Origin of the sequence: Flavobacterium magnesitis (assembly GCF_041729735.1) — a bacterium.
Lineage (GTDB): Bacteria > Bacteroidota > Bacteroidia > Flavobacteriales > Flavobacteriaceae > Flavobacterium > Flavobacterium magnesitis.
This window is the reverse complement of sequence record NZ_JBCFQK010000025.1, coordinates 40,965-53,606: the sequence shown is the minus strand read 5'-3', so window position 1 is coordinate 53,606 and position 12,642 is coordinate 40,965. Positions and strand designations below refer to the sequence as shown.

At 33.3% G+C, this 12,642-nt stretch carries 16 protein-coding genes; 8 read left to right on the top strand and 8 right to left on the bottom strand.

What is annotated here, in order from left to right; translation table 11 throughout:
* Positions 1-137: 137 nt before the first annotated feature.
* Positions 138-530, top strand: coding sequence for a 30S ribosome-binding factor RbfA (rbfA, locus tag AAGV33_RS14350; protein ID WP_373392875.1), 393 nt, complete (start codon positions 138-140; stop codon positions 528-530).
* 3 nt (positions 531-533) lie between these two features.
* On the top strand, positions 534-1,733 hold the full coding sequence (locus tag AAGV33_RS14345; RefSeq protein WP_373392874.1) for an ABC transporter permease: 1,200 nt from the start codon (positions 534-536) through the stop codon (positions 1,731-1,733).
* 1 nt (position 1,734) lies between these two features.
* On the opposite strand, the gene AAGV33_RS14340 is transcribed toward AAGV33_RS14345, so the two are convergent.
* From AAGV33_RS14340 to AAGV33_RS14320, 5 genes are all read right to left on the bottom strand, one after another.
* Positions 1,735-1,992, bottom strand: a complete 258-nt coding sequence (locus tag AAGV33_RS14340; protein WP_373392879.1) for a type II toxin-antitoxin system RelE/ParE family toxin — start codon at positions 1,990-1,992, stop codon at positions 1,735-1,737.
* A 33-nt stretch (positions 1,993-2,025) separates the two neighbouring features.
* The gene (locus AAGV33_RS14335; RefSeq protein WP_373392872.1) at positions 2,026-2,259 is read right to left on the bottom strand and encodes an addiction module protein; all 234 of its coding nucleotides are present in this window, start codon (positions 2,257-2,259) and stop codon (positions 2,026-2,028) included.
* Between the two features lie 65 nt (positions 2,260-2,324).
* Complete coding sequence (gene dusB, locus AAGV33_RS14330) at positions 2,325-3,317, bottom strand: tRNA dihydrouridine synthase DusB (protein WP_373392870.1); 993 nt, start codon at positions 3,315-3,317, stop codon at positions 2,325-2,327.
* A gap of 41 nt (positions 3,318-3,358) precedes the next feature.
* Complete coding sequence (locus tag AAGV33_RS14325; RefSeq protein WP_373392868.1) at positions 3,359-4,126, bottom strand: TIGR03915 family putative DNA repair protein; 768 nt, start codon at positions 4,124-4,126, stop codon at positions 3,359-3,361.
* Positions 4,104-5,384 carry a putative DNA modification/repair radical SAM protein gene (locus AAGV33_RS14320; RefSeq protein WP_373392866.1) on the bottom strand — a complete coding sequence of 427 codons (1,281 nt, stop codon included), beginning with the start codon at positions 5,382-5,384 and terminating at the stop codon, positions 4,104-4,106. The genes AAGV33_RS14325 and AAGV33_RS14320 overlap by 23 nt, the downstream gene beginning before the upstream one ends.
* 193 nt (positions 5,385-5,577) lie before the next feature.
* On the opposite strand from AAGV33_RS14320, the gene lepA reads away from it, so the two are divergent.
* The 5 genes from lepA (at position 5,578) to AAGV33_RS14295 (ending at position 9,153) form a co-directional block, all read left to right on the top strand.
* Positions 5,578-7,374, top strand: coding sequence for a translation elongation factor 4 (lepA, locus tag AAGV33_RS14315; RefSeq protein WP_373392865.1), 1,797 nt, complete (start codon positions 5,578-5,580; stop codon positions 7,372-7,374).
* Between the two features lie 118 nt (positions 7,375-7,492).
* Positions 7,493-7,663, top strand: a complete 171-nt coding sequence (locus AAGV33_RS14310) for a hypothetical protein (RefSeq protein ID WP_373392863.1) — start codon at positions 7,493-7,495, stop codon at positions 7,661-7,663.
* The gene (locus AAGV33_RS14305; RefSeq protein ID WP_373392861.1) at positions 7,653-7,832 is read left to right on the top strand and encodes a PIN domain-containing protein; all 180 of its coding nucleotides are present in this window, start codon (positions 7,653-7,655) and stop codon (positions 7,830-7,832) included. Before AAGV33_RS14310 ends, AAGV33_RS14305 begins: the two co-directional genes overlap by 11 nt.
* A gap of 4 nt (positions 7,833-7,836) precedes the next feature.
* Positions 7,837-8,016: a PIN domain-containing protein gene (locus AAGV33_RS14300; protein WP_373392878.1), complete on the top strand. Its 180-nt coding sequence runs from the start codon at positions 7,837-7,839 to the stop codon at positions 8,014-8,016.
* 180 nt (positions 8,017-8,196) lie between these two features.
* Positions 8,197-9,153 carry a helix-turn-helix transcriptional regulator gene (locus AAGV33_RS14295; protein WP_373392860.1) on the top strand — a complete coding sequence of 319 codons (957 nt, stop codon included), beginning with the start codon at positions 8,197-8,199 and terminating at the stop codon, positions 9,151-9,153.
* Between the two features lie 44 nt (positions 9,154-9,197).
* Here AAGV33_RS14295 and AAGV33_RS14290 read toward each other — a convergent pair whose 3' ends face one another.
* Positions 9,198-9,677 carry a DinB family protein gene (locus AAGV33_RS14290; RefSeq protein ID WP_373392858.1) on the bottom strand — a complete coding sequence of 160 codons (480 nt, stop codon included), beginning with the start codon at positions 9,675-9,677 and terminating at the stop codon, positions 9,198-9,200.
* 72 nt (positions 9,678-9,749) lie between these two features.
* Entirely contained in the window at positions 9,750-10,673 is a 924-nt protein-coding gene (locus AAGV33_RS14285) for a 1-phosphofructokinase family hexose kinase (protein ID WP_373392856.1), read from the bottom strand.
* 186 nt (positions 10,674-10,859) lie between these two features.
* On the opposite strand from AAGV33_RS14285, the gene thiL reads away from it, so the two are divergent.
* Complete coding sequence (gene thiL / locus AAGV33_RS14280) at positions 10,860-11,906, top strand: thiamine-phosphate kinase (RefSeq protein ID WP_373392855.1); 1,047 nt, start codon at positions 10,860-10,862, stop codon at positions 11,904-11,906.
* A gap of 43 nt (positions 11,907-11,949) precedes the next feature.
* On the opposite strand, the gene AAGV33_RS14275 is transcribed toward thiL, so the two are convergent.
* The gene (locus tag AAGV33_RS14275) at positions 11,950-12,639 is read right to left on the bottom strand and encodes a response regulator (RefSeq protein WP_373392853.1); all 690 of its coding nucleotides are present in this window, start codon (positions 12,637-12,639) and stop codon (positions 11,950-11,952) included.
* Between the last annotated feature and the right edge of the window lie 3 nt (positions 12,640-12,642).

The following is a 12,642-nucleotide window of genomic DNA, read 5'->3' as shown; positions in this document are numbered from 1 at the left end:
CGATAGCAGTGGAAATCCTTTTCTTGTCTCCTTTTTTTGAGACAAGAAAAGATTGAAACGAATAGCGGGAAATAGCTCCTAAAAATCAGAAATTATAAAATTGCTTATTTAATCTTTAAAAGTAGTATTTTTGCACTATGGAAACAAACAGACAGAAAAAAATAGGCGGAGTTATCCAAAAAGATTTGGTGGATATCCTGCAAGGTGAAGTGAGAAAAAATGGAGTTAGTAATTTGGTTATTTCGGTATCCAAAGTATCGGTGACTTCTGATTTATCTGTGGCTACAGTATATTTGAGCGTTTTTCCTCAAGAAAAAGCACAGGAAACTTTGGACGGAATTAAATCGAATACGCAGTTGATTAAGCATGATTTAGCACAAAGAGTGAGCAAACAATTAAGAAGAGTTCCTAATTTAGTTTTCTTTATCGATGACTCTTTGGATTATATTGAAAAAATTAACAACGCTTTGAAAAATCAAGAAAACCCAATTGAAAACAGGGATTTATTAGAGAAACGTAAATTTCAATAAAGTTTGAATTTTCCGCTATACATAGCCAAACGTTACATTCGTAGCAATAGTAAAAACAATGCCATTAACATTATTAATCGCATCGCGAGCATGGGAATCATTGTTGGTGCAATGGCTTTGTTTGTGGTTTTATCGGTTTTTAGCGGACTAAAAGTTTTTAGTCTTTCGTTTAGTAATGATATTGATCCCGATTTAAAAATATCAAGCACTCTAGGCAAATCTTTTTTTATTACTCCAGAACAAGAAGCCGAAATCAAGAAAATTTACGGTTTGGTTTCTTATTCTAAAATTATTGAAGAACGCGTTTTATTTACTTTTGACAACAAACAAGAAGTAACTTATTTAAAAGGCGTTGATAAAAACTACAGCAAAGTCAATAATTTGGATAAAATAATTTACACCGGACAATGGCTTGAAGAAGACACTCGTCAGGTAGTTGTGGGTTTTGGTTTTGTTCAAAAACTCTCCTTAGGTTTACTAGACTTTAACAAACATTTAGAAGTTTTAGTTCCCAAAGCAGGGAAAGGAACTATTGAAAATGCCGAACAAGCTTTTAATAAATCGGAGATTTTCCCTATTGGTATTTATGCTATCAACGAAGATCTGGATTCTAAATATGTTTTTGCCGATTTAGGTTTAACTCAGGAATTATTGGAATACAAAAGCAATCAAATTTCGGCAATTGAGCTCAAAGAAAAACCCAATGCCGATGAAAATGCAATTATCCAAAAGCTGAATAATGTTTTTAAAGGAAAAGCAACTATTAAAAACAGAGCGCAACTCAACGAATCACTCTACAAAATGTTGAATACCGAGAATATTGCTGTCTACCTCATTTTTACGCTTGTAATAGTAGTGGCATTATTCAATCTTATTGGCGCATTAATTATGATGATTCTGGACAAAAAAGGAAACTTAAAAACCCTTTTTAACCTGGGAATTGAAATTAAAAACTTGCGAAAAATATTTTTACTTCAAGGTACTTTATTAAGTCTTATAGGTGGAATTATCGGACTCGTTTTAGGAATTATCATTGTACTTGTACAACAGCATTTCAAACTTATAATGATTACTCCAACATTAGCTTATCCTGTTGTTTTTTCGATAGAAAATGTACTAATTGTTATGGCAACAATTGTTTCTCTTGGATTTATTGCTTCCCTTATTGCAAGTAGTCGTGTAAGTAAAAAATTGTTGGAATAATTTATAAAATCTTTGGAAGTTTATTAGGAATATCTTCTTTAGAATGCCAAAATGCTAAAACAACCACTTCGTCATTTTCCCAAATATAATACAAACCGTAAGGAAATTTATTCAACCAAAATATTCTGATTTCTGAATAGCGACACTGAAAACTTTCAGGATTTTTGACGATAGTTTTAAAAGCCAATCGTATTTCTTTTTCTATTCGTTTGGCTAGAATACTATTTTTCGAAGCATAAAAAGAAATTACATCTTCAATTTCAACCGCTACATTTGTTTTAATATGAGTTTATTACAACTCATATTTAGATTTTAAAGAATCTAAAAACTCAAATGCATCTACTCCAGATTTAGGATTTTCTCGATGATCTGTTATCCTCCTATCCAGTTCTTTTTTTTGATTATCTGATAAAGGTGCAGGTTCAATTTCGTGCAAAACAAAATTCTTCACTTTCTGAATAATAGAAGCGTCATTGATATTTTGAAGTAAATCAATTAAAAGAGATTTTTCTGTTTGAACACTCATAATGAATCCTATTTATAACAAATATAACGAAAATTTAGAAAACACTAATTTAGATTCTAAAATTCTTACACCACCTCATAACCCGAATATGCATCCTGAATTTCATTCAAAACTGCAAATAATTCTTCGGGACGATCTAAAGTGACTAATTTTTGTTTGTAGGCTTTAAAAGAATGAATTCCTTTGAAATAATTAGTATAATGTGGTCTGGTTTCTACAATTCCTAAACGTTCTCCTTTCCAGTCCATTGCCCAAGTCAGGTGATTACGCACTGCTTCCACTCTATCAGCCACAGTAGGTTTTGCTAAATGTTCACCCGTTTTAAAATAATGTTTGATTTCGTTAAAAATCCAGGGATAACCAATAGCGGCACGACCAATCATGATTCCGTCGATACCGTATTCGTTTTTATACTGTAATGCTTTTTCTGGTGAATCAATATCTCCGTTTCCGAAAATTGGCATTGTAATTCTAGGATTGTTTTTCACTCTGGCAATATGTGACCAGTCGGAATGACCTTTGTACATCTGAGCACGAGTTCGAGCATGAATACTCAACGCTTGCACACCAATATCCTGCAACCTTTCGGCAACTTCATCAATATTAATCGAACTGTCATCCCAACCCAAACGAGTTTTTACCGTTACAGGAAGATTTGTACTATCTATTACCGCTTTTGTTAAACGGATCATCAAATCAACATCTTTCAAAACTCCAGCGCCAGCACCTTTGCAAACTACTTTTTTAACCGGACAACCAAAGTTGATATCAATTAAATCCGGATTTACAGTAGTCACAATTTTTGACGAAAGTGCCATAGCTTCTTCATCTCCACCAAAAATCTGAATTCCCACAGGACGTTCGTAATCAAAAATATCCAATTTCATTCTGCTTTTGATGGCGTCACGAATCAAACCTTCAGAAGAAATAAATTCAGAATACATCATATCCGCTCCGTGCATTTTACACAAACGACGAAATGGCGGATCACTTACGTCCTCCATTGGTGCGAGTAATAATGGGAAATCGGGTAATTCTATGTTGCCTATCTTTATCATCTTCTGAAATTTGCTGCAAAATTACGGAAATGTTCTCAAGTCTAAAACATTTTCTTTTCGGTAAGGTATTTCCAATAGCGTTTTGGAACGTGTTGAACGTGAAGCCTGGTGTTTTTTCGTTCTTTAATATTAGTATGATCAAAATATTCCCACCAAAGTTTTTGGTAATTCAGTTCCGTTTCTGAAAAAACCTGATTGTTTTTATCCTCTAATGATTTTATATCCAAATCCATCGAAACAATTTCAATATCTTTCAAATCATAATAGACTCCATATTTTCTGCGTAAATCATAAATGAGCCATTTTTGATCCTGATAACGGTTTTTAAAATGCCGAATTATCAAGGTCAGAACATCAAAATCGGGATCAATTTTGGCAAAATAAATACCATCTTTCAATTGTTCGAATCGTACAAATGCTTCCATTCGGTGTTTTTCTCGACCAACACTTTTGGTAAGCTGAACAATTTGCAAAACATTATCGTTAGCAAAATCTTTCAGAATATTGAGTTTAGGATTTTCTACCGAATAATTGATTACATTAAAAAGTACGTCTTCGATTCCTGGTTTTTCAGATAAAAATGCATAAATCAAACTTCTTACACCATCACTTTCTAATTGCGTATTGAGTTTTTTTATAACACGATCTGATTTTGAATTATCGGTAATAATTTCAATAGCATCGGCAAAGAGATTTTGCTGTAAATCGTCTTTTTTGATAATTTTCGGGTTCGAATATTTGAATTCATAGATTTCAAAAACCGCCGTCAAAAAACCTTCAAAAGTACTATCGTAAGAAAGTAGCGTCATTGAGTAGCGATAATTGGTTATCAAATGGCTTTTCGAATTTAGATTTCATATCGGTTAAAATAATTTCCTTTAAATTCAATGCATTCAGGAATTTTAAATGCATGTTTTCATTACTAACCGAAATAAAATATTTGGCTCGATTTACAGAAACTCCAATTTTCTTAAGATGTTCCATCGTCAAATTTTGGAATCGTCTTGCATGAACAATTTTATGTGCTGATTTTACTCCAATTCCCGGAACCCGAAGAATCATTTCTAAAGGTGCACTTTGAATAATTACCGGAAATTGAGTGATGTTTCGTAAAGCCCAACCCATTTTTGGGTCGACATCTAAATCAAGAAATGGATTGTCTTTTTCCAGAATCTCATTGGCTTTAAAGCCATAAAAACGCATCAGCCAATCGGCCTGATACAATCTGTTTTCACGAATTAACGGAACCTGAGTACCAATGGCAGGCAATCGAGTATCATTAGAAATAGGTACATAACCCGAATAATATACCCGTTTCATGTTGAAATTATTATAAAAATGATCAGCAACGTGAATGATTTGAAAATCATTTTCCTGTGTTGCACCCACAATCACCTGAGTACTTTGACCCGCTGGAGCAAATTTTGGCGTGCTTTTAAATTTTTTCTTTTCTTCTTTATATTGAATCAACTCGTTTTTCACAAAACGCATTGGATTAATCATGTCCTGATGATTTTTGTCTGGCGCCAATAATTTCAAACCTGATTCTGTTGGGATTTCTAAATTCATACTCAATCTATCGGCATATAATCCGGCTTCGCGCATTAAATCATCGGAAGCTCCAGGAATACTTTTTAGATGAATGTATCCATTAAAATTATGTTCCAAACGCAATTTTTTGGCAACACGAACCAAACGTTCCATGGTATAATCGGCGTTTTTAAAAATTCCGGAACTTAAAAACAATCCTTCAATGTAATTTCTTCTATAAAAATTGATGGTCAAATCCACCACTTCTTCGACTGTAAAAGCGGCGCGCTCAATGTCGTTACTTTTTCTTGTAACGCAATAAGCACAATCATAAATACAGAAATTAGTCAGTAAAATTTTCAATAACGAAACACATCGACCATCTTCGGTATAAGTATGGCAAATTCCTGAAGCCGACGAGTCTCCAAGACCCTTGTTGCTATTTTTACGATTTCCTCCACTAGAAGAGCAAGACACATCATATTTAGCAGCGTCAGCAAGGATTTCTAGTTTGTCTTTTAGCTTATCGTAATTCACTTATTTTAGATTTAAGGGGTAACAAATTTAGCAATAAAAAGACATCATCTTTTACACCTACAAACATTTATGATTTGTTTAATCTTTACTATTTATGACTTAAAATATTAATTAAAAATGTTAAAAACTTTGAACTATATTTGCATATTAAAATGCTGATCTATTTTGGCTATAAATTGATGGATTTACGAAGATGAAACACATAAGAAATTTTTGCATTATTGCTCATATTGACCACGGAAAAAGTACTTTAGCCGACCGATTATTAGGAGCGACTCAAACCGTTACAGCCCGTGAAGAAAAAGCGCAATTGCTAGACAACATGGACCTGGAACGCGAACGTGGAATTACAATTAAGAGCCATGCGATCCAAATGGAATATACCTATAAAGGCGAAGAATATATTCTGAACTTAATTGATACTCCTGGACACGTGGATTTTTCGTATGAAGTTTCTCGTTCTATCGCCGCTTGCGAAGGCGCTTTGTTAATTGTAGATGCTGCACAAAGTATCCAGGCGCAAACTATTTCGAACTTATATTTGGCTTTAGAAAACGATCTGGAAATTATTCCAGTGTTAAACAAAGTAGACTTACCATCGGCTAATCCTGAGGAAGTAAGCGATGATATTATTGATTTATTAGGATGTAAACTAGAAGATATTATTCATGCTTCTGGAAAAACAGGTTTTGGTGTCGAAAATATTCTGGCTGCCATTATCGAAAAAATTCCTGCTCCAAAAGGAAATAAAGACGAACCATTGCAAGCATTGATTTTTGACTCTCACTACAATCCTTTTAGAGGAATTGAGGTTATTTTCCGTGTAAAAAATGGAGAAATAAAAAAAGGTCAAAAAATTAAATTCATGGCTACAGGCAATGAATATTTTGCTGATGAAGTAGGTACTTTGAAATTAAATCAGGTTCCAAAAAATGTAATTTCAACTGGTGATGTTGGTTACTTGATTTCGGGAATTAAAGAAGCGAAAGAAGTAAAAGTAGGTGATACTATTACCGATGCCAAAACGCCAACGACCAATATGATTACTGGTTTTGAGGATGTAAAACCAATGGTTTTTGCTGGAATTTACCCAGTGGATACTGAAGATTACGAAGATTTACGTTCGTCAATGGAAAAACTACAACTGAACGATGCTTCGCTGGTGTTTACTCCAGAAAGTTCGGCGGCTTTAGGTTTTGGTTTCCGTTGCGGATTCTTAGGAATGTTGCACATGGAAATTATCCAGGAACGTCTGGAACGTGAGTTTGACATGACGGTAATTACTACGGTTCCTAACGTTTCGTATCATGCGTTTACTAAAAAAGAACCAGATACTATTTTGATTGTAAACAATCCTTCTGACTTACCGGAACCATCAAAACTGGATCGAGTGGAAGAACCGTATATTAAAGCCACTATCATTACTAAATCTGATTTTGTTGGGAATGTAATGAGTTTGTGTATCGAAAAACGTGGTTTGATTACCAATCAAACGTATTTGACAACAGAAAGAGTTGAATTGAATTTTGACATGCCATTGGCCGAAATTGTATTTGATTTCTATGACCGTTTAAAAACTGTTTCTAAAGGTTATGCCTCTTTTGATTATACGCCAATAGGAATGCGAACTTCTAAATTAGTTAAACTAGATGTGTTATTAAATGCTCAGAATGTTGATGCACTTTCTGCTTTAATTCACGAAGATAATGCCTACCACATTGGTAAAAAAATGACTGAAAAATTACGCGAGCTGATTCCGAGACAGCAATTTGATATTCCAATTCAGGCAGCAATTGGAGCAAAAATTATCGCTCGTGAAACGATAAAAGCACTTCGTAAAGACGTTACCGCCAAATGTTATGGTGGAGATATTTCACGTAAACGTAAATTGTTGGAAAAACAGAAAAAAGGTAAAAAACGTATGCGTCAAGTAGGAAACGTTGAAATTCCACAAGAGGCGTTTATGGCTGTTTTGAAATTGAATGACTAATCTTTTTTCTAGAAAATAGAAGAAAGAGCAAAGAATAAAGAGGAAACCTGACGATGAAAATTGTCAGGTTTTTTATTTAGTTCAATTAAATTTCTTAACTTTAATAAAAATTTTAGTTATGGTCTTGATTATAAAAAAGAAAAACACCAAAAAAGAAATTGATACTATTTTAGAAAAAAAAGAGAAATCTGCTTCTAAAAAAGGTAACCTTTCTAAACATTTTGGAAAACTAAAACGAAATATTGACGGATTAGAATATCAATTGGAAACAAGGAAAAATGAAGATTGATTTTTTAGCCGACACTAATTTCCTGATTTATTTACATGAAGGAAAGCCTTTTATTGAACCCTTTTTGAATTATAATTTTGGCGTTTCTTTTATTTCAGAAATAGAACTTCTTGGTCATAAAAACATTTCTAAACAGGAAGAAAAATCCTTAAAATTTATTAAAAGATAGTTTTATTTTTAACTTTAGTGAAGACATTAAACTTCAAACTATCAAATTAAAACAAAAGCATTCTATAAAACTACCCGATGCAATAATTGCCTCAACGTGTATTCTTTTCCAAATTCCATTAATTACTTCTGACAAAGGATTTAAAAATATTGAAGAGTTGGATTTGATTTTACTTGAAAATTAGAAATTCCAAAAGAAGCATTTATGGCTGTTTTTAAATTGAACAACTAATCTTTTTTCTAAAAATTAGAAGAAAGAACAAAGAATAAAGAGGAAACCTGACGATGAAAATTGTCAGGTTTTTTTATTACGAAGCTTTGTATCTTAGCCTCTCAAAATCTTAGTAACTCAGAACCTCCAAAAAATGGATGAAACCCCAAAACGATTTGACCGCATTGTTGCCATTCTTATTCAATTGCAATCCAAAAAAATTGTAAAAGCACAGGAATTGGCAAATCGGTTTGAGGTGAGTTTGAGAACTATTTATCGTGACATTCGCACTTTAGAAGCTTCGGGAGTTCCTATTTACAGTGAAGCGGGCGTAGGTTATGCTTTAATGGACGGCTATCGATTGCCTCCTGTAATGTTTACGAGAGAAGAAGCCAGCAGTTTTATTGCTGCTGAAAAACTAATGCAGAAATTTACGGATGTCACTCTTGGAAATCATTACGCTTCAGCGATGTATAAACTAAAAGCTGTACTTAGAAGTGATGATAAAGACTGGGTTTCCAGCATTGAATCGAATGTTTTAATGCAGTCTTCAGAAAAACTTTTTAATGATAAATCACCGAATACTTTAGCCATAATTTTTGAAAGTATAGCCGAGAAAACACAAGTAATTCTTTCCTATCAAGCCATTGATGCAGATGAAATTACGGAACGAAATATTGAAGCAGTTGGCCTTTTTCACGACAACAACAATTGGTATATGCTTGGTTATTGCCATTTGCGAAAGGATTATCGTCAGTTTCGAGCCGATCGAATTCACGAAATCAAAAAAACAGAAATTCCTTTCTCTATAGAGCACGATGCATTAGAAACGTATTTGGATAAAAGCAAAAATATTCCGACTACTAAAATTCGAATTCTTGTAGATAAAAAAATTGCTAAATATTTAACCTCCGAGCGAAAATACCATGGCTTTGTTTCTGAAAAGAAAATAGATGACAAAATCGAAATGACATTTATGTCTTGTGCTACTTTGGAAGGATTTTCGCGCTGGTATTTGATGTTTGGAGATTATGCTAGCATATTGGAACCAGAAAAATTGAAAACCAGAATTCTGGAATTATTGGAAATAAATAAACAACGACTTTTATAAAAAAGCTCCTAAAATGAATTTCATCTTAGGAGCTTTTTTAGTTTTTATCTTTCCCAGAAAAAAGGAGGTTCAATGCCTAACGCACGCATGTATACATAAGCTTGACCGCGATGATGCACTTCGTTATCAATAAAATATAAAATATTTTGAATTACAGGGAATTCATATTGTCCAAACAAATTAAAGGTTTCATTAAAATCTTCTATCGCTAATTTTTCCCAATACTGATTGATTTCTGCTGTTGCTTCATCCCATTTTTCAAGATATTGCGCTTTAAAAATTAATTTCTCTGATTCCTCGGCAAATGGCTTGATTTCTTTGTTTACAATTCCCTTGAGTCCAGGAACGGCAATTGCCAAAAGCTCATCAGTCAATTTCGAAAGAGGTCGCATTCCTCCAATTGAAAATTCGAAGAAATCTTTTTCTGGAAACAACTCAATCACACGACGCGTTAAGGCACGATGTCCTTGCCAGTGTTGCAATAAATCTTCAGGAGTAATTACTTGTGCAGCTAATGTTTTCATAATTTTAAAGTTTTAATTTTTACTTCTTCAAAATTAGACACGGCTAGTGACAACAGTTTGTCAGTAGTAATTTTATTTTTTTTGCAACCACTCAAACAATCGTTTGGCATCTTCTAATTTGAACAATTGCGTCCCTTCATTCATTGTTGCTGCCGAACCACAGGCTACTCCCCAACGGATGACTTCTTTTAAACTTTTGTTTTGAGACAAAGCCCAAACCATTCCGCCCACCATACTATCTCCTGCTCCTACGGTGCTTTTTTTAACAACATTAGGTGCTGGAACATATTCATAAACATCTTTTGTAACCAATGCAGCTCCTTGTGGTCCTAATGAAACTACTACGATTTCAGCACCACCATCCGCAATGATTTGTTTTGCGGCATCATTTATTTCATTTAACTCTAATCGTTCTTTACCTATTAATCGGGCTAGTTCGCCTACATTAGGTTTGATTAAAAAAACACCTGTTTTTAAAACTTTTTTCAAAGCTTCGCCCGAAGTATCAATAATTAATTTTGCCTTGGTATTCTTTGCAATTTCTTGATAAAAATCATTGGATAATCCTTCGTTCAAACTTCCGCTAACGACTAAAAACTGAGTATCTAAATTGGAAATCGAATTCAATATTTTTTGTGCTTCTTCTGACGAAATTTTACCACCTGGAAAACCAAAACGATACTGCGAATTAGTATTATCATCCACTGCGATGAAATTTTCTCTAGTCCAGGCTTCAACTTCAATAGTTTTAGACGAAATCCCTTCTTTATTGATTAATTCTTCAAGTAATTTACCTGTAAAACCTCCAGCTGTAAATAACGCTAGTGAACTTCCACCTAATCTTGAAATAGCCTTTGAAACATTAATTCCGCCTCCGCCAGCATCATATCTTGGCGCTTCACATCTTATTTTCTGTTCTGGAACTAAGCCTTTCAAGTGAGTACTTTTATCAATTGCTGGATTGACTGTTAGTGTAACTATATCAAATGATTTCATTTTTTTAAATTTTAATTGGAATTAAAGATGCAAAAAAACCGAATAACAATCACCATTTAAAACAATTCATTTTCTGGATTTTTTTAATTAGCCAAAACCTTTCCATCTTTGTATCTTTGTGCCTTTGAATATTATTAATAAATTAAATCAAAGTGAACGAAGATTAGTTCGTTCCTCGCAATACCCATGATTGAAGATAAAAACCCACAACGTACAAGCATTGCTCAATTGGGCGAATTTGGATTGATAGACCATTTGACTAAAAATTTTGAAATCAGCCAAGCTTCTACCTTAAAAGGAATTGGTGATGATGCTGCAGTTTTGGATTTCAAAGACAAAAAAGTAGTGGTTTCTACTGACATTATGGTCGAAGGTGTTCATTTTGACCTTGCTTATATGCCGTTGAAACATTTGGGTTACAAAGCTGTTGTTTCGAATGTTTCAGACATTTGTGCAATGAATGCCAAAGCAACTCAAATTACCGTTTCAGTTGCGGTTTCCAATCGTTTTCCATTAGAAGCTATGGAAGAATTGTTTCACGGAATTACACTTGCTGCAAATGAATACAAAGTAGATGTTATTGGGGGCGATACGACTTCTTCTCAAAAAGGATTAATTATCAGCATTACAGTTTTAGGTGAAGCAGATGAAGAAGAAATTGTGTATAGAAATGGAGCAAAATCAACCGATTTATTAGTAGTTACTGGTGATATTGGCGCGGCTTATATGGGATTGCAGGTTTTAGAAAGAGAAAAACAAGTTTTCCAGGTAAACCCAAATTCGCAACCTGATTTAGAATTATATACTTATTTAATTGAACGTCAATTAAAACCAGAAGCTCGCAAAGACGTTCGTACTTTATTGCACGCCTTAGAAATAAAACCAACATCGATGATTGATATTTCAGATGGATTGTCATCCGAAATTATTCATTTGTGTAAACAATCTAAAGTGGGTTGTAATTTATACGAAGACAAATTGCCTCTTGATCCACAATTCATCAATGTATGTGAAGAATTTGATATTGACAGCACAACGGTGGCTATCAACGGTGGTGAAGATTATGAATTATTATTCACTATCCCCATTGATGATTTTGATAAAATTAAAGGAAATCCTAATTTTTCAATCATTGGACATATGACCGAAGAGAGTGAAGGAATTCATCTAGTTACTCGTGCCAATACTAAAATTCCATTAAAAGCGCGTGGCTGGAATGCTTTGAGTGAATAAAAAATAAAAATCCGTCTCCATTCTAAATGAGACGGATTTTTGTTTAAAAAATTAATCCTTTATTTTTGGCTGCTTTTACAAGATCAACATCATCGCCGTTTACAACTTCTAGTAATTCTTTAAGATTCGTTTTTCTTGATTCAATTGCATTTAAAGATATAGGCACAAATTGAGGTATGTCCTGAATCTTCGTTCCTTTGGACAAATGAAATAATATTTGTTTGTCGAATAAATCAATTTCAATTGAATTATCATGAGAACTAAGCATTTCTAAAATAGACTTACTATAATACGTTTGATCGTTAATTACCTTATCAAAAGTATTCAATAATTCATCAAAAGTTAAATCGTTTTTAATAACTAAACCTCTTGGATTTACATTATTAATGAGTGTTTTTAACTTCAAAAATTCAGTAAACATGGTTAGCATAATAATTTTACAATTAGGCATGTATTGCAAAATTAACTTCGCTAAATCTTCTCCAGAATACAATCCTTCTTCTTCATAAGATGGCATACTGATGTCTAAAAAAGCAATATCAAATACTAAAGAATCCGTATTAGTAATCAACCCAAAAGCTGATTGACAATCTTTGGCTTCTGAAATCACAAAATCATAATTTTCTGGATTATATCTAGTGATAGCATTTTTATATCCTTGAATGATAAAAGGATGATCGTCAACAATTAAGATATTCTTTTTTAGCTTTGTTGCAGCTGGTTCAATTGTCATTTA

Bases quoted from the DNA above. Each gene is read 5' to 3' on its own strand.
- rbfA (WP_373392875.1), top strand. From the start codon at position 138: ATGGAAACAAACAGACAGAAAAAAATAGGCGGAGTTATCCAAAAAGAT.
- AAGV33_RS14335 (WP_373392872.1), bottom strand. From the start codon at position 2,259: ATGAGTGTTCAAACAGAAAAATCTCTTTTAATTGATTTACTTCAAAAT.
- dusB (WP_373392870.1), bottom strand. From the start codon at position 3,317: ATGATAAAGATAGGCAACATAGAATTACCCGATTTCCCATTATTACTC.
- AAGV33_RS14325 (WP_373392868.1), bottom strand. From the start codon at position 4,126: ATGACGCTACTTTCTTACGATAGTACTTTTGAAGGTTTTTTGACGGCG.
- lepA (WP_373392865.1), top strand. From the start codon at position 5,578: ATGAAACACATAAGAAATTTTTGCATTATTGCTCATATTGACCACGGA.
- AAGV33_RS14310 (WP_373392863.1), top strand. From the start codon at position 7,493: ATGGTCTTGATTATAAAAAAGAAAAACACCAAAAAAGAAATTGATACT.
- AAGV33_RS14305 (WP_373392861.1), top strand. From the start codon at position 7,653: ATGAAGATTGATTTTTTAGCCGACACTAATTTCCTGATTTATTTACAT.
- AAGV33_RS14295 (WP_373392860.1), top strand. From the start codon at position 8,197: ATGGATGAAACCCCAAAACGATTTGACCGCATTGTTGCCATTCTTATT.
- AAGV33_RS14290 (WP_373392858.1), bottom strand. From the start codon at position 9,677: ATGAAAACATTAGCTGCACAAGTAATTACTCCTGAAGATTTATTGCAA.
- AAGV33_RS14285 (WP_373392856.1), bottom strand. From the start codon at position 10,673: ATGAAATCATTTGATATAGTTACACTAACAGTCAATCCAGCAATTGAT.
- thiL (WP_373392855.1), top strand. From the start codon at position 10,860: ATGATTGAAGATAAAAACCCACAACGTACAAGCATTGCTCAATTGGGC.
- AAGV33_RS14275 (WP_373392853.1), bottom strand. From the start codon at position 12,639: ATGACAATTGAACCAGCTGCAACAAAGCTAAAAAAGAATATCTTAATT.